Annotated in this window: 9 protein-coding genes; 8 read left to right on the top strand and 1 reads right to left on the bottom strand. The window is 66.9% G+C overall.

The genetic code is table 11. The annotated features are described in order from the left end of the window. Positions 1–504 precede the first annotated feature (504 nt). Together rpoB and ACQF4J_RS20040 are read left to right on the top strand one after the other, a co-directional pair. Positions 505–3,990 carry a DNA-directed RNA polymerase subunit beta gene (gene rpoB / locus ACQF4J_RS20045; RefSeq protein ID WP_142141932.1) on the top strand — a complete coding sequence of 1,162 codons (3,486 nt, stop codon included), beginning with the start codon at positions 505–507 and terminating at the stop codon, positions 3,988–3,990. Between the two features lie 100 nt (positions 3,991–4,090). Continuing rightward, entirely contained in the window at positions 4,091–7,990 is a 3,900-nt protein-coding gene (locus ACQF4J_RS20040) for a DNA-directed RNA polymerase subunit beta' (protein WP_351562774.1), read from the top strand. Between the two features lie 23 nt (positions 7,991–8,013). Here ACQF4J_RS20040 and ACQF4J_RS20035 read toward each other — a convergent pair whose 3' ends face one another. Beyond that, positions 8,014–9,042 (bottom strand): hypothetical protein, encoded by a 1,029-nt coding sequence (locus ACQF4J_RS20035; protein ID WP_427166374.1) that lies wholly within the window; start codon positions 9,040–9,042, stop codon positions 8,014–8,016. A 207-nt stretch (positions 9,043–9,249) separates the two neighbouring features. Here ACQF4J_RS20035 and ACQF4J_RS20030 point away from each other — a divergent pair, with 207 nt between their 5' ends. The 6 genes from ACQF4J_RS20030 to ACQF4J_RS20005 all read left to right on the top strand — a co-directional run bounded on the left by ACQF4J_RS20030 (position 9,250) and on the right by ACQF4J_RS20005 (position 15,852). Beyond that, positions 9,250–9,801: a DUF1707 and DUF4190 domain-containing protein gene (locus tag ACQF4J_RS20030; protein ID WP_427166372.1), complete on the top strand. Its 552-nt coding sequence runs from the start codon at positions 9,250–9,252 to the stop codon at positions 9,799–9,801. A 340-nt stretch (positions 9,802–10,141) separates the two neighbouring features. Beyond that, a complete protein-coding gene (gene rpsL, locus ACQF4J_RS20025; protein ID WP_003948652.1) occupies positions 10,142–10,513 on the top strand; it encodes a 30S ribosomal protein S12 in 372 nt (123 codons plus the stop codon). A gap of 2 nt (positions 10,514–10,515) precedes the next feature. Beyond that, entirely contained in the window at positions 10,516–10,986 is a 471-nt protein-coding gene (rpsG, locus tag ACQF4J_RS20020) for a 30S ribosomal protein S7 (protein ID WP_003992340.1), read from the top strand. Between the two features lie 39 nt (positions 10,987–11,025). After that, positions 11,026–13,152, top strand: a complete 2,127-nt coding sequence (gene fusA, locus ACQF4J_RS20015) for an elongation factor G (protein WP_351562770.1) — start codon at positions 11,026–11,028, stop codon at positions 13,150–13,152. Between the two features lie 156 nt (positions 13,153–13,308). Then, a complete protein-coding gene (gene tuf / locus ACQF4J_RS20010) occupies positions 13,309–14,502 on the top strand; it encodes an elongation factor Tu (protein WP_351562768.1) in 1,194 nt (397 codons plus the stop codon). Between the two features lie 207 nt (positions 14,503–14,709). Continuing rightward, positions 14,710–15,852 carry an acyltransferase family protein gene (locus tag ACQF4J_RS20005; RefSeq protein ID WP_427166369.1) on the top strand — a complete coding sequence of 381 codons (1,143 nt, stop codon included), beginning with the start codon at positions 14,710–14,712 and terminating at the stop codon, positions 15,850–15,852. The last annotated feature ends 12 nt before the right edge of the window (positions 15,853–15,864 follow it).

Below are 15,864 nucleotides of genomic sequence, written 5' to 3'. Positions count from 1 at the left end.
GTAACGCGTAAGCACTGAAGAGCGATCATCCATCCGGGTGGTCGCTCTTCGGCGTTCCTGGAGGCGTGGCCACGGTTGCCTTGCGGCCTCGTAAGCGAGGGGTATGGTGATCTTCGTCGTGTCTCCCGGCGGCCCCGGTTCGGGCTAGGGGGCCTTGACGAACCGCACGCAGCGCGCAATTCTCAGGACGCGTCGCCAGAACGGTCCGAATCCGAGGCATGGATCGGTGACGAAGAGGGCAGTATCAACGTGCGTTGAGGGCAGGCATGCCGAGGGCGTTGAGGACAACGAGGGTCTCAGAAAATCGGGGCTGGACATCAGTGCGCCAAGTGGCTACACTGACCCTTTGCGCTGCCTGTTAGCTGTCCCCTGCCCGTCACCAGGGGTCTGCCCTCGCCTCGGCACATACGACCGGATCATCCCTGACCTGGGATTTCTGTCGCCTGTGTGGGGTGAGGGGCCGGGGAGCGCGTAGTGAGTCCGAGCCCTCGGAAGGACCCCCTCTTGGCCGCCTCGCGCACTGCCTCGAACGCGAATATGAACAACGGCGCCAGCACCGCCCCGCTGCGCATCTCCTTTGCAAAGATCAAGGAGCCCCTCGAGGTTCCCAACCTGCTCGCGCTGCAGACCGAGAGCTTTGACTGGCTGCTCGGCAACACCGCTTGGCAGAGTCGGGTCGAGGAGGCTCTGGAGTCCGGTCAGGACGTCCCCACCAAGTCCGGTCTGGAGGAGATCTTCGAGGAGATCTCCCCGATCGAGGACTTCTCCGGGTCGATGTCGCTGACGTTCCGCGACCACCGCTTCGAGCCGCCGAAGAACAGCATCGACGAGTGCAAGGAGCGCGACTTCACGTACGCCGCCCCGCTCTTCGTGACGGCGGAGTTCACCAACAACGAGACCGGCGAGATCAAGTCCCAGACGGTCTTCATGGGCGACTTCCCGCTCATGACCAACAAGGGCACCTTCGTCATCAACGGCACCGAGCGTGTCGTGGTGTCGCAGCTGGTCCGCTCGCCCGGCGTCTACTTCGACTCCTCCATCGACAAGACGTCCGACAAGGACATCTTCTCGGCCAAGATCATCCCGTCCCGGGGTGCCTGGCTGGAGATGGAGATCGACAAGCGCGACATGGTCGGTGTCCGTATCGACCGCAAGCGCAAGCAGTCCGTCACCGTCCTTCTGAAGGCGCTCGGCTGGACCACCGAGCAGATCCTCGAGGAGTTCGGCGAGTACGAGTCGATGCGCGCCACCCTGGAGAAGGACCACACCCAGGGCCAGGACGACGCGCTGCTCGACATCTACCGCAAGCTGCGTCCGGGCGAGCCCCCCACGCGTGAGGCCGCGCAGACGCTGCTCGAGAACCTCTACTTCAACCCCAAGCGCTACGACCTCGCCAAGGTCGGCCGCTACAAGGTCAACAAGAAGCTGGCCGCGGACGCTCCGCTGGACGCCGGCATCCTGACCGTCGAGGACATCATCTCGACGATCAAGTACCTGGTGAAGCTGCACGCCGGCGAGACCGAGACGGTCGGGGACAACGGTCAGACGATCGTCGTCGAGACCGACGACATCGACCACTTCGGCAACCGTCGCCTGCGCAGCGTCGGCGAGCTCATCCAGAACCAGGTCCGCACGGGTCTGGCCCGTATGGAGCGCGTCGTGCGTGAGCGCATGACGACCCAGGACGTCGAGGCGATCACGCCGCAGACCCTGATCAACATCCGGCCGGTCGTCGCCTCCATCAAGGAGTTCTTCGGCACCAGCCAGCTGTCGCAGTTCATGGACCAGAACAACCCGCTGTCGGGTCTCACCCACAAGCGCCGTCTGTCGGCCCTTGGCCCGGGTGGTCTCTCCCGTGAGCGGGCCGGCTTCGAGGTCCGTGACGTGCACCCCTCGCACTACGGCCGCATGTGCCCGATCGAGACCCCCGAAGGCCCGAACATCGGTCTGATCGGCTCGCTCGCCTCCTACGGCCGGGTCAACGCGTTCGGCTTCGTCGAGACCCCGTACCGCAAGGTCATCGACGGCCAGGTCACCGACGAGGTGGACTACCTGACCGCCGACGAGGAGGACCGCTTCGTCATCGCGCAGGCCAACGCCACGCTCAACGACGACATGCGGTTCGAGGAGTCCCGGGTCCTGGTCCGCCGTCGTGGCGGAGAGGTCGACTACGTCCCCGGCGACGACGTCGACTACATGGACGTCTCGCCGCGCCAGATGGTGTCGGTCGCGACCGCCATGATCCCGTTCCTCGAGCACGACGACGCCAACCGTGCCCTCATGGGCGCGAACATGATGCGTCAGGCCGTGCCGCTGATCAAGAGCGAGGCCCCGCTCGTCGGCACCGGCATGGAGTACCGCTCCGCCGTCGACGCCGGTGACGTGGTCAAGGCCGAGAAGGACGGTGTGGTCCAGGAGGTCTCCGCGGACTACATCACCACCGCCAACGACGACGGCACGTACATCACGTACCGCCTGGCCAAGTTCTCGCGCTCCAACCAGGGCACCTCGGTCAACCAGAAGGTCATCGTCAACGAGGGCGACCGGATCATCACCGGCCAGGTCCTCGCCGACGGTCCCGCCACCCAGAACGGCGAGATGGCCCTCGGCAAGAACCTGCTGGTCGCGTTCATGCCGTGGGAGGGTCACAACTACGAGGACGCGATCATCCTGTCGCAGCGCCTCGTGCAGGACGACGTCCTCTCCTCGATCCACATCGAGGAGCACGAGGTCGACGCCCGTGACACCAAGCTCGGCCCCGAGGAGATCACCCGGGACATCCCGAACGTCTCCGAGGAGGTCCTCGCCGACCTCGACGAGCGCGGCATCATCCGCATCGGCGCCGAGGTCATCGCCGGTGACATCCTCGTCGGCAAGGTCACCCCGAAGGGTGAGACCGAGCTGACGCCGGAGGAGCGCCTGCTGCGCGCGATCTTCGGTGAGAAGGCCCGTGAGGTCCGTGACACCTCGCTGAAGGTGCCGCACGGCGAGACCGGCAAGGTCATCGGCGTCCGCGTCTTCGACCGCGAGGAGGGCGACGAGCTTCCCCCCGGTGTGAACCAGCTGGTGCGCGTCTACGTCGCGCAGAAGCGCAAGATCACCGACGGTGACAAGCTCGCCGGCCGCCACGGCAACAAGGGCGTCATCTCCAAGATCCTGCCGATCGAGGACATGCCGTTCCTGGAGGACGGCACCCCCGTCGACATCATCCTGAACCCGCTGGGTGTGCCGTCCCGAATGAACCCGGGACAGGTCCTGGAGATCCACCTCGGCTGGCTCGCCAGCCGCGGCTGGGACGTCTCCGGCCTCGGCGAGGAGTGGGCGCAGCGCCTCCAGGCGATCGGCGCCGACCAGGTCGACCCGGGCACGAACGTCGCGACCCCCGTCTTCGACGGTGCGCGCGAGGACGAGCTCGCGGGTCTGCTGCAGCACACCATCCCGAACCGCGACGGCGAGCGCATGGTGCAGCCGACCGGCAAGGCGAGGCTGTTCGACGGCCGCTCCGGTGAGCCGTTCCCGGACCCGATCTCCATCGGGTACATGTACATCCTCAAGCTGCACCACCTGGTCGACGACAAGCTGCACGCCCGTTCGACCGGCCCGTACTCGATGATCACCCAGCAGCCGCTGGGTGGTAAGGCGCAGTTCGGTGGCCAGCGCTTCGGTGAGATGGAGGTGTGGGCCCTCGAGGCCTACGGCGCCGCGTACGCCCTCCAGGAGCTGCTGACCATCAAGTCCGACGACGTCACCGGTCGTGTGAAGGTCTACGAGGCCATCGTCAAGGGCGAGAACATCCCCGAGCCCGGCATCCCCGAGTCCTTCAAGGTGCTCATCAAGGAGATGCAGTCGCTCTGCCTGAACGTGGAGGTGCTGTCCAGCGACGGTATGTCCATCGAGATGCGTGACACCGACGAGGACGTCTTCCGCGCTGCGGAGGAGCTCGGCATCGACCTGTCCCGGCGCGAGCCGAGCAGCGTCGAAGAGGTCTGACGGGAGTCCGGCCGGAGGAACTGGTGAGGAACCTCCGGCCGGCCCCAGGACCCCCGTTTCAGACCCCAAGACTTACAACCCTGAGAGGGATTGACGCATAGTGCTCGACGTCAACTTCTTCGATGAGCTCCGGATCGGTCTGGCCACCGCTGACGACATCCGTCAGTGGAGCCACGGCGAGGTCAAGAAGCCCGAGACCATCAACTACCGCACCCTCAAGCCCGAAAAGGACGGACTCTTCTGCGAGAAGATCTTCGGTCCGACCCGGGACTGGGAGTGCTACTGCGGCAAGTACAAGCGTGTCCGGTTCAAGGGCATCATCTGTGAGCGCTGCGGCGTCGAGGTGACTCGCGCCAAGGTGCGCCGTGAGCGGATGGGCCACATCGAACTGGCCGCCCCCGTCACGCACATCTGGTACTTCAAGGGCGTCCCGTCGCGCCTGGGCTACCTGCTCGACCTGGCCCCGAAGGACCTGGAGAAGGTCATCTACTTCGCGGCGTACATGATCACGTACGTCGACGAGGAGCGCCGTACCCGCGACCTGCCCTCCCTGGAGGCGCACGTCTCGGTCGAGCGGCAGCAGGTCGAGAACCGCCGGGACGCCGACCTGGAGGCCCGCGCCAAGAAGCTCGAGTCCGACCTGGCCGAGCTGGAGGCCGAGGGCGCCAAGGCCGACGTGCGCCGCAAGGTGCGCGAGGGTGCCGAGCGTGAGATGAAGCAGCTGCGCGACCGTTCGCAGCGCGAGATCGACCGCCTCGACGAGGTGTGGACCCGCTTCAAGAACCTCAAGGTCCAGGACCTCGAGGGCGACGAGCTCCTCTACCGCGAGCTGCGTGACCGCTTCGGCACGTACTTCGACGGTTCGATGGGTGCCGCGGCGCTGCAGAAGCGCCTGGAGTCCTTCGACCTCGACGAGGAGGCCGAGAAGCTCCGCGAGATCATCCGCACCGGCAAGGGCCAGAAGAAGACCCGTGCGCTCAAGCGCCTGAAGGTCGTCTCCGCGTTCCTGCAGACCAGCAACAGTCCCAAGGGCATGGTTCTGGACTGCGTGCCGGTCATCCCGCCGGACCTTCGCCCGATGGTGCAGCTGGACGGTGGCCGCTTCGCGACCTCCGACCTGAACGACCTGTACCGCCGTGTGATCAACCGCAACAACCGCCTGAAGCGCCTTCTCGACCTCGGTGCGCCCGAGATCATCGTGAACAACGAGAAGCGCATGCTTCAGGAGGCCGTGGACGCCCTCTTCGACAACGGTCGTCGCGGCCGTCCGGTGACCGGTCCCGGTAACCGCCCGCTGAAGTCCCTCAGCGACATGCTGAAGGGTAAGCAGGGTCGATTCCGTCAGAACCTGCTCGGCAAGCGTGTGGACTACTCCGCGCGTTCCGTGATCGTCGTCGGTCCGCAGCTGAAGCTGCACCAGTGCGGTCTGCCGAAGGCGATGGCGCTGGAGCTCTTCAAGCCGTTCGTGATGAAGCGCCTGGTCGACCTGAACCACGCGCAGAACATCAAGAGCGCCAAGCGCATGGTGGAGCGCGGCCGCACGGTCGTGTACGACGTCCTCGAAGAGGTCATCGCCGAGCACCCGGTTCTGCTGAACCGTGCTCCCACCCTGCACCGCCTCGGCATCCAGGCCTTCGAGCCGCAGCTGGTCGAGGGCAAGGCCATCCAGATCCACCCGCTCGTGTGCACCGCGTTCAACGCGGACTTCGACGGTGACCAGATGGCCGTGCACCTGCCGCTGTCCGCGGAGGCGCAGGCCGAGGCCCGCATCCTGATGCTGTCCTCGAACAACATCCTCAAGCCCGCCGACGGCCGTCCGGTGACGATGCCGACCCAGGACATGGTCCTCGGTCTGTTCTTCCTCACCACCGACGGCGAGCTGCGTGACACCAAGGGCGAGGGCCGGTCCTTCGGCTCCACGGCCGAGGCGATCATGGCGTTCGACGCCGGTGAGCTCGCGCTGCAGTCCGCGGTCGACATCCGCTTCCCGGTGGGCACCATCCCGCCGCGCGGCTGGACCCCGCCGGCGCAGGAGGAGGGCGAGCCGGAGTGGCAGCAGGGGGACACGTTCCGCCTGCGCACCACCCTGGGCCGCGCGCTCTTCAACGAGCTGCTGCCCGAGGACTACCCGTTCGTCGACTACTCGGTGGGCAAGAAGCAGCTCTCCGAGATCGTCAACGACCTGGCCGAGCGCTACCCCAAGGTCATCGTGGCGGCGACGCTCGACAACCTGAAGGCGGCCGGCTTCTACTGGGCGACCCGCTCCGGCGTCACCGTGGCCATCTCCGACGTCGTCGTTCCCGAGGCGAAGAAGGAGATCGTCAAGGGCTACGAGGCGCAGGACGAGAAGGTCCAGAAGCAGTACGAGCGCGGTCTGATCACCAAGGAAGAGCGCACGCAGGAGCTCATCGCGATCTGGACCAAGGCGACCAACGAGGTCGCCGAGGCGATGAACGAGAACTTCCCCAAGACGAACCCCATCTTCATGATGGTTGACTCGGGTGCCCGAGGAAACATGATGCAGATGCGGCAGATCGCCGGTATGCGTGGTCTGGTGTCGAACGCGAAGAACGAGACCATCCCGCGTCCGATCAAGGCGTCCTTCCGTGAGGGCCTGTCCGTGCTGGAGTACTTCATCTCCACGCACGGTGCCCGTAAGGGTCTGGCGGACACCGCCCTGCGTACCGCCGACTCGGGTTACCTGACCCGTCGTCTGGTGGACGTCTCGCAGGACGTCATCATCCGCGAGGAGGACTGCGGCACCGAGCGCGGTCTGAAGCTGCGGATCGCCAACCGCGGCGCCGACGGTGTGCTGCGCAAGGCGGACGACGTCGAGACCAGCGTCTACGCCCGCATGCTCGCCGAGGACGTCGTCATCGACGGCAAGGTGATCGCGCCGGCCAACGTGGACCTGGGCGACGTGCTCATCGACCAGCTGGTGCACCACGGTGTCGAGGAGGTCAAGACCCGTTCGATCCTGACCTGTGAGTCCCAGGTCGGCACCTGCGCCATGTGCTACGGCCGCTCGCTGGCCACCGGCAAGCTGGTCGACATCGGTGAGGCGGTCGGCATCATCGCCGCCCAGTCCATCGGTGAGCCCGGTACCCAGCTGACGATGCGTACCTTCCACACCGGTGGTGTGGCCGGTGACGACATCACCCAGGGTCTGCCGCGTGTCGTCGAGCTCTTCGAGGCCCGTACCCCGAAGGGTGTGGCTCCCATCTCCGAGGCGAGCGGTCGCGTTCGCATCGAAGAGACGGAGAAGACCAAGAAGATCGTCATCACGCCGGACGACGGCAGCGACGAGACGGCGTACCCGATCTCGAAGCGCGCCCGACTCCTGGTCAGCGAGGGCGAGCACGTCGAGGTGGGCCAGAAGCTCACCGTGGGTGCCACCAACCCGCACGACGTGCTGCGCATCCTGGGCCAGCGTGCCGTCCAGGTCCACCTGGTCGGCGAGGTCCAGAAGGTCTACAACTCGCAGGGTGTGTCGATCCACGACAAGCACATCGAGATCATCATCCGGCAGATGCTGCGCCGTGTGACGATCATCGAGTCCGGCGACGCCGAGCTGCTGCCCGGCGAGCTGGTCGAGCGCTCGAAGTTCGAGACCGAGAACCGCCGTGTGGTCCAGGAGGGCGGTCACCCGGCCTCCGGTCGTCCGCAGCTCATGGGTATCACCAAGGCCTCGCTGGCCACGGAGTCCTGGCTGTCGGCGGCGTCCTTCCAGGAGACGACGCGAGTCCTCACGGACGCGGCGATCAACGCCAAGTCCGACTCGCTCATCGGCCTCAAGGAGAACGTCATCATCGGTAAGCTCATCCCGGCCGGTACGGGCCTGTCCCGCTACCGCAACATCCGGGTCGAGCCGACCGAGGAGGCCAAGGCCGCGATGTACTCGGCCGTCGGCTACGACGACATCGACTACTCGCCGTTCGGCACCGGCTCCGGCCAGGCCGTTCCGCTGGAGGACTACGACTACGGTCCGTACAACCAGTAAGGCGTACGTCGACCGAAGGGCGGTCACCCCGTGGGGTGGCCGCCCTTCGGCGTGCGCAGCCTCCACTCGCCGGTCGCGTCGACGCGGAGCGTCAGGCGGGACCCCGGTACCGCCACCGTCAGGTGGGCGCTGTCGTGGCCCTCGGCGAGCAGCCGGCCGGTGCGGTGGGTGCGGGTGAGCTCATGCAGGGCGAACGGGCCCCTGGCGCGGTGCTCGAACTCGACCAGGCGGCACCCCTCGTCCTTGAGCACCGTCTCGATGCCCCGCCCGCGCAGCTCCTCCTCCAGCCGCCGGATCTCGCCGGCCGGGCGCAGGGCGATCCGCCACGCGCCCGGTGCCCGGACGTCCAGCAGCAACCGCGCGCCGCGCCGGCCGGGCACCAGCACCCGGGCCCTGCCGGACACCGGGCTCCACGCCTCGTATGCGACGCCGAACAGTTCCCGTGGGCGGACGCCCCGGCCGCCGCCCTCGTACACCCGGAAGCCGCCGTGCCGGTCGTCGGTCTCGAAGAGCAGCAGTGCGGGGCCGTCGCCCGGTGCGGGCACCTGCACCCGGGTGTCGCCGGTGCCGCGGATCCAGGTGATGTCCGTGCCGGCGAGGCGGGCGGAGTCCAGCCGGTCCAGGGCCGCCCGGCCGCGTTCCAGCAGCTCCGGTACCCGGGCGGGGGCGCTGTGCTTCGCCTCGTCGTAGACGTCCAGGGCGGTGCGGTACGCGGCGAGGTCGTCCGGGTCGGCCTCGGGACCGGGCCGGTAGGTCTCCAGGCGCAGCAGTTCGCCGTACGACGTGACGGCCCGCTCGGCGGCCTCCGCGGCGGTGGGGCGCCTCTTCGCGGGTGCCGCGGGGAGGGCGGTCGGCGGCCGCTTCGCGGCCGGGGCGAAACGGCGGGCCGCCAGGGTCGGCGGCACCACCAGGGCGAGGTACATGAGGAGCCCGGTCCAGCCCTCGCCGACCGGCAGCAGGCCGACGGCGAGGATCAGCAGGGCGAAGGCGGCCGTCCCGCTCAGCAGCCCGTACCCCAGGAACCGCCCCCATGAGGCTCTGCCTGCCGTCATCGTCCCCACCTTCGTTGCGTCCCCTCGGAGCATCGTGCGGCGCGCTCCCGCCCCGCCGTCAGGGGCGATCCGCACCACATCGGCAGGGTTTCGGCTGCCGGGCCCCGGCAACGGCCGGAAGTAGATGTCCCCGTCCGGGAACCGGTGCCGGAAACGATGCGTTAGAGGATGATGGAGGCGTTGATTCGCTTTTGGGGGGAGGCGCCCGTGTCGCAGTCGCAGCCGACGCCATGGCAGCCGTGGCAGTCGGGACAAGGTGTCCCGCAGCCGTGGCAGGCCCAGGCCACTTCCTCCATGCTCGCCTCCCATGCGGAGCGGGAGCGGGCCGTCGACGTGCTCAGAGCCGGGTACGGCGAGGGGCGGCTGCAGCACTCCGAGTTCGAGAGGCGGGTCGCGCGGGCCTACGAGGCGCGGACGGTGGGGGAGCTGGCCCTACTGGTGGCCGACCTGCCGCAGGGACCCGTACCGGTCAACAGGCCACCCGTCGCTCCCGTGCCCGCCACTTTCCTGCCGGCCCCGCCGCCCACGAACGCCAAGGCGGTCGGCTCCCTGATCTGTGGCGTGCTCACGGTCGTGACCGCCGGACTCACCGGGCTGCCCGCGGTCATCCTCGGGCACACCGCCCGCAGTGAGATGCAACGCACCGGCGAGCGCGGCGACGGACTGGCGATGACCGGGCTCGTGCTGGGCTGGATGTCGGTCGCCGGATGGGCGCTGATCATCACGATCCTCATGGCGGCGGCACTCGCCGGCTCCTGAGGCGCCTGAGCTGCGGTGACGTAGCCGCCGTGGATGACCGGGGTGTGAAATCGAAGATCGAACACGGTGCAGGGTCTTGACATGCTCCGCATGGCGATGCGGGTGAGGCCCATTTGTTTTGACCGTAGCGTTTGAGGTAGGTACGCTCAGACCTTGTGCCTGGGGTGTGCCCTGGCTCTTGTGCGTGCCATCAACCGCATAGCGAGTCAAGACTGGCCACCGTAATCTGTGCTCTTTTCGCCTCGCGGCGGGAGTCCGCCGGATTCGACACACCCGACCGCGTGGGTCGGCGAAGTTCCAGGTTAGCTGTACCTATCGGCACACAGAAACCGGAGAAGTAGTGCCTACGATCCAGCAGCTGGTCCGTAAGGGCCGGCAGGACAAGGTCGAGAAGAACAAGACGCCCGCACTCGAGGGTTCCCCTCAGCGTCGCGGCGTCTGCACGCGTGTGTTCACGACCACCCCGAAGAAGCCGAACTCGGCCCTGCGTAAGGTCGCGCGTGTGCGTCTGACCAGCGGGATCGAGGTCACCGCTTACATTCCGGGTGAGGGACACAACCTGCAGGAGCACTCCATCGTGCTCGTGCGCGGCGGCCGTGTGAAGGACCTGCCGGGTGTTCGCTACAAGATCATCCGCGGCTCGCTCGACACCCAGGGTGTCAAGAACCGCAAGCAGGCTCGCAGCCGTTACGGCGCCAAGAAGGAGAAGTAAGAATGCCTCGTAAGGGCCCCGCCCCGAAGCGCCCGGTCATCATCGACCCGGTCTACGGTTCTCCTCTGGTGACCTCCCTCATCAACAAGGTGCTGCTGAACGGCAAGCGCTCCACCGCCGAGCGCATCGTCTACGGTGCCATGGAGGGTCTGCGTGAGAAGACGGGCAACGACCCGATCATCACGCTGAAGCGCGCACTGGAGAACATCAAGCCGACCCTCGAGGTCAAGTCCCGCCGTGTCGGTGGTGCGACGTACCAGGTTCCGATCGAGGTCAAGCCCGGTCGTGCCAACACGCTCGCGCTGCGCTGGCTGGTCGGTTACTCCCGCGCCCGTCGCGAGAAGACCATGACCGAGCGTCTGCTCAACGAGCTTCTCGACGCCTCCAACGGCCTCGGTGCCGCTGTGAAGAAGCGCGAGGACACCCACAAGATGGCCGAGTCCAACAAGGCCTTCGCGCACTACCGCTGGTAGTCGCTACCCCCATCGAGACCGAGAGAAGACCGAAGCCTTATGGCTACCACTTCACTTGACCTGGCCAAGGTGCGCAACATCGGCATCATGGCCCACATCGACGCGGGCAAGACGACCACCACCGAGCGGATCCTGTTCTACACCGGTGTGTCTTACAAGATCGGTGAGGTCCACGACGGCGCTGCCACCATGGACTGGATGGAGCAGGAGCAGGAGCGTGGCATCACGATCACCTCTGCTGCCACCACCTGTCACTGGCCGCTGGAAGACGTCGACCACACCATCAACATCATCGACACGCCCGGCCACGTCGACTTCACCGTCGAGGTGGAGCGTTCGCTGCGCGTGCTCGACGGTGCTGTGACGGTGTTCGACGGCGTCGCCGGTGTTGAGCCCCAGTCCGAGACCGTGTGGCGTCAGGCGGACCGCTACGGCGTTCCGCGTATCTGCTTCGTCAACAAGCTCGACCGCACGGGCGCCGAGTTCCACCGCTGCGTGGACATGATCTCGGACCGCCTGGGCGCGCAGCCGATCGTCATGCAGCTCCCGATCGGTGCCGAGGCCGACTTCAAGGGCGTCGTGGACCTGGTCCGCATGAAGGCGCTCGTGTGGTCCGCCGAGGCCACCAAGGGCGAGATGTACGACGTCGTCGACATCCCGGACACGCACGCCGAGGCTGCCGAGGAGTACCGCGGCAAGCTTCTGGAGGCCGTGGCCGAGAACGACGAGGAGATCATGGAGCTGTACCTCGAGGGCACCGAGCCCACCGAGGAGCAGCTGTACGCCGCGATCCGTCGCATCACCATCGCCTCCGGCAAGTCCACGGACACCACGGTCACCCCGGTGTTCTGCGGCACCGCGTTCAAGAACAAGGGCGTCCAGCCCCTGCTCGACGCGGTCGTGCGCTACCTCCCCTCCCCGCTCGACGTCGAGGCCATCGAGGGCCACGCCGTCAACGACCCGGAGGAGGTCGTCAAGCGCAAGCCGTCCGAGGACGAGCCGCTGTCGGCCCTCGCGTTCAAGATCATGAGCGACCCGCACCTGGGCAAGCTCACCTTCGTCCGGGTCTACTCGGGCCGCCTGGAGTCCGGCACCTCGGTGCTGAACTCCGTCAAGGGCAAGAAGGAGCGCATCGGCAAGATCTACCGCATGCACGCGAACAAGCGTGAGGAGATCGACTCGGTGGGCGCCGGCGACATCATCGCCGTCATGGGTCTGAAGCAGACCACGACCGGTGAGACGCTGTGCGACGACAAGCAGCCGGTGATCCTGGAGTCCATGGACTTCCCGGCGCCGGTCATCCAGGTCGCCATCGAGCCCAAGTCCAAGGGTGACCAGGAGAAGCTGGGTGTCGCCATCCAGCGTCTCGCGGAGGAGGACCCCTCCTTCCAGGTCCACTCGGACGAGGAGACCGGCCAGACCATCATCGGTGGTATGGGCGAGCTGCACCTCGAGGTGCTGGTCGACCGTATGCGCCGTGAGTTCAAGGTCGAGGCCAACGTCGGCAAGCCGCAGGTCGCGTACCGCGAGACGATCCGCAAGGCCGTCGAGCGCGTCGACTACACGCACAAGAAGCAGACCGGTGGTACGGGTCAGTTCGCCAAGGTCCAGATCGGCATCGAGCCGATCGAGGGCGGCGACGCCTCGTACGAGTTCATCAACAAGGTGACCGGTGGCCGTATCCCCAAGGAGTACATCCCTTCGGTGGACGCGGGTGCGCAGGAGGCCATGCAGTTCGGCATCCTGGCCGGTTACGAGATGACCGGTGTCCGTGTGATCCTGCACGACGGTGGCTACCACGAGGTCGACTCCTCCGAGCTCGCCTTCAAGATCGCCGGCTCGCAGGCCTTCAAGGAGGCCGCGCGCAAGGCCAGCCCCGTGCTCCTCGAGCCGATGATGGCCGTCGAGGTCACCACGCCCGAGGACTACATGGGTGAGGTCATCGGCGACATCAACTCCCGCCGTGGCCAGATCCAGGCCATGGAGGAGCGGGCCGGTGCCCGCGTCGTGAAGGGCCTCGTGCCCCTTTCGGAGATGTTCGGCTACGTCGGCGACCTGCGCAGCAAGACGTCCGGCCGTGCCAGCTACTCCATGCAGTTCGACTCCTACGCCGAGGTTCCGCGGAACGTCGCCGAGGAGATCATCGCGAAGGCCAAGGGCGAGTAACGCACCGCGTTCACACGCCGTAGGCTTGACTCCGGAGCCTCACGGGGCATTCCGCCGCAAGAGCGGAGGAATGCCCCGGGGATCCGGGCCATCCAGCAAAGATCACCTGGCGCCGATGAAGTAAGGCGTACAGAACCACTCCACAGGAGGACCCCAGTGGCGAAGGCGAAGTTCGAGCGGACTAAGCCGCACGTCAACATCGGCACCATCGGTCACATCGACCACGGTAAGACGACCCTCACGGCCGCCATTACCAAGGTGCTGCACGACGCGTTCCCGGACCTGAACGAGGCCTCGGCGTTCGACCAGATCGACAAGGCTCCCGAAGAGCGCCAGCGCGGTATCACCATCTCCATCGCGCACGTCGAGTACCAGACGGAGACCCGTCACTACGCCCACGTCGACTGCCCCGGTCACGCGGACTACATCAAGAACATGATCACGGGTGCGGCGCAGATGGACGGCGCCATCCTCGTTGTCGCCGCCACCGACGGCCCGATGCCGCAGACCAAGGAGCACGTGCTCCTGGCCCGCCAGGTCGGCGTTCCGTACATCGTCGTCGCCCTGAACAAGGCCGACATGGTGGACGACGAGGAGATCCTGGAGCTCGTCGAGCTCGAGGTCCGTGAGCTGCTCTCCGAGTACGAGTTCCCGGGCGACGACGTTCCGGTCGTCAAGGTCTCCGCGCTCAAGGCGCTCGAGGGCGACAAGGAGTGGGGCCAGTCGGTCCTGGACCTGATGGCCGCCGTCGACACCGCGATCCCGGAGCCGGAGCGCGACGTCGACAAGCCGTTCCTCATGCCGATCGAGGACGTCTTCACGATCACCGGTCGCGGTACGGTCGTCACCGGCCGTATCGAGCGTGGTGTCCTCAAGGTCAACGAGACCGTGGACATCATCGGCATCAAGAACGAGAAGACCACCACCACGGTCACCGGCATCGAGATGTTCCGCAAGCTGCTCGACGAGGGCCAGGCCGGTGAGAACGTCGGTCTGCTGCTCCGCGGCATCAAGCGCGAGGACGTCGAGCGCGGCCAGGTCATCATCAAGCCGGGCTCGGTCACCCCGCACACCGAGTTCGAGGCGCAGGCCTACATCCTGTCCAAGGACGAGGGTGGCCGCCACACGCCGTTCTTCAACAACTACCGTCCGCAGTTCTACTTCCGTACGACGGACGTGACCGGCGTCGTGACCCTCCCCGAGGGCACCGAGATGGTCATGCCGGGTGACAACACCGAGATGAAGGTGGAGCTCATCCAGCCCATCGCCATGGAAGAGGGCCTGAAGTTCGCCATCCGTGAGGGTGGCCGGACGGTCGGCGCCGGCCAGGTCATCAAGATCACCAAGTGATCTTGGCCCGCAAGGGCTGACCTGACCCGCCAGGGCACTGAAAGGGCCCGTACGACTTCGGTCGTACGGGCCCTTTCGCTCGTCCTGTGAAGGCTGGGCGAACTCTGCGGGACGCGACGCCGAGGATGCTCCTTTCCTCCCGCTTCGAGCTGGATGTGACGCCCTAGCGTGAGGGCGTTCCGAGCAGCCAGACAGGGGTGATCGTCGATGTCCGTGGTGGTCGACCGACCGACGCAGCAAGTGCGAACGGTGCGGGTCGACCGTCACAGACCCCCGCTCCGCCCCGAACGCCCGCGCCTGTACGCCGTCGACGGGATCCGCCTCCTCGCCGCGCTGATGGTCGCCGTGCACCACTACGCCGGCAGCCGCCGGGTCGACCAGCCGGGCAACGCGGTGTGGGGCCGGCCGGTGTCGGAAGTGATGCCGACGGTGTTCCGCTTCGCGGCCTACGGCTGGATCGGCGTCGAGATCTTCTTCGTCATCAGCGGCTTCGTGATCTGCATGTCCTGCTGGGGCCGCGGCCCACGCCAGTTCTTCGTCTCACGCGTGATCCGCCTCTACCCGGCGTACTGGTTCGCCATCGTCTTCACGACGGCCGTGGTGGTGGCGCTGCCCGGCGTCTGGGAACGCCTGAGGGCGCGCGACATCCTGCTCAACCTCACGATGCTGCAGTCCGGTTCGGGCGTGGACAGCGTCGACGGGGTGTACTGGACACTCTGGTCCGAGCTGCGTTTCTACCTGCTCTTCCTGGCCGTCGTCGCCACGGGGCTGACGTACAGGAAGGTGGTCCTCTTCTGCTGCGCCTGGGGCGCGGCGGCGATGCTGGCGCCGGTGGCGCACTTCGACCCGTTGACGCTCGCGGCGAACCCCGAGGGCGCCTGGTTCTTCATCGCGGGGCTCGCCCTCTACCTGATGCACCGCTTCGGCCAGGACCTGCTGCTGTGGGGGATTCTCGCGATGGCCTGGCTGATGGGGCAGCGGCAACTGGGCGTCCGCATCGACGACTTCGAGCACGTGTCGGGCTGGCGGGGGAGCGTCGTGCTGTTCACCGGCTTCCTGCTCGCGATGGTGGCGATCGCCCTGGGCGCGACGGACAGGCTCCGCTGGAAGTGGCTCGCGACGGCGGGCAGCCTCACGTATCCGCTCTATCTCCTGCACTACGTCGCCGGTACGACGGTCATCAACCGCCTGCGCGACACCCTGGACGCCCGCCTGCTGGTCACCACCGTCATCGTCGCCTTCCTGGCACTGAGCTGGCTGGTCCACCGCTTGGTGGAACGCCCGACGGCGAGAGTGCTGAAGCGGGGGCTGGAGACGGCGTTCGTACGGGTACGGACGGCCAAGGCCTAGGGCGCGCCCGGT

The organism is Streptomyces sp. C1-1, assembly GCF_050214755.1.
GTDB lineage: Bacteria > Actinomycetota > Actinomycetes > Streptomycetales > Streptomycetaceae > Streptomyces.
This window is presented reverse-complemented; position numbering and strand designations above follow the sequence as displayed.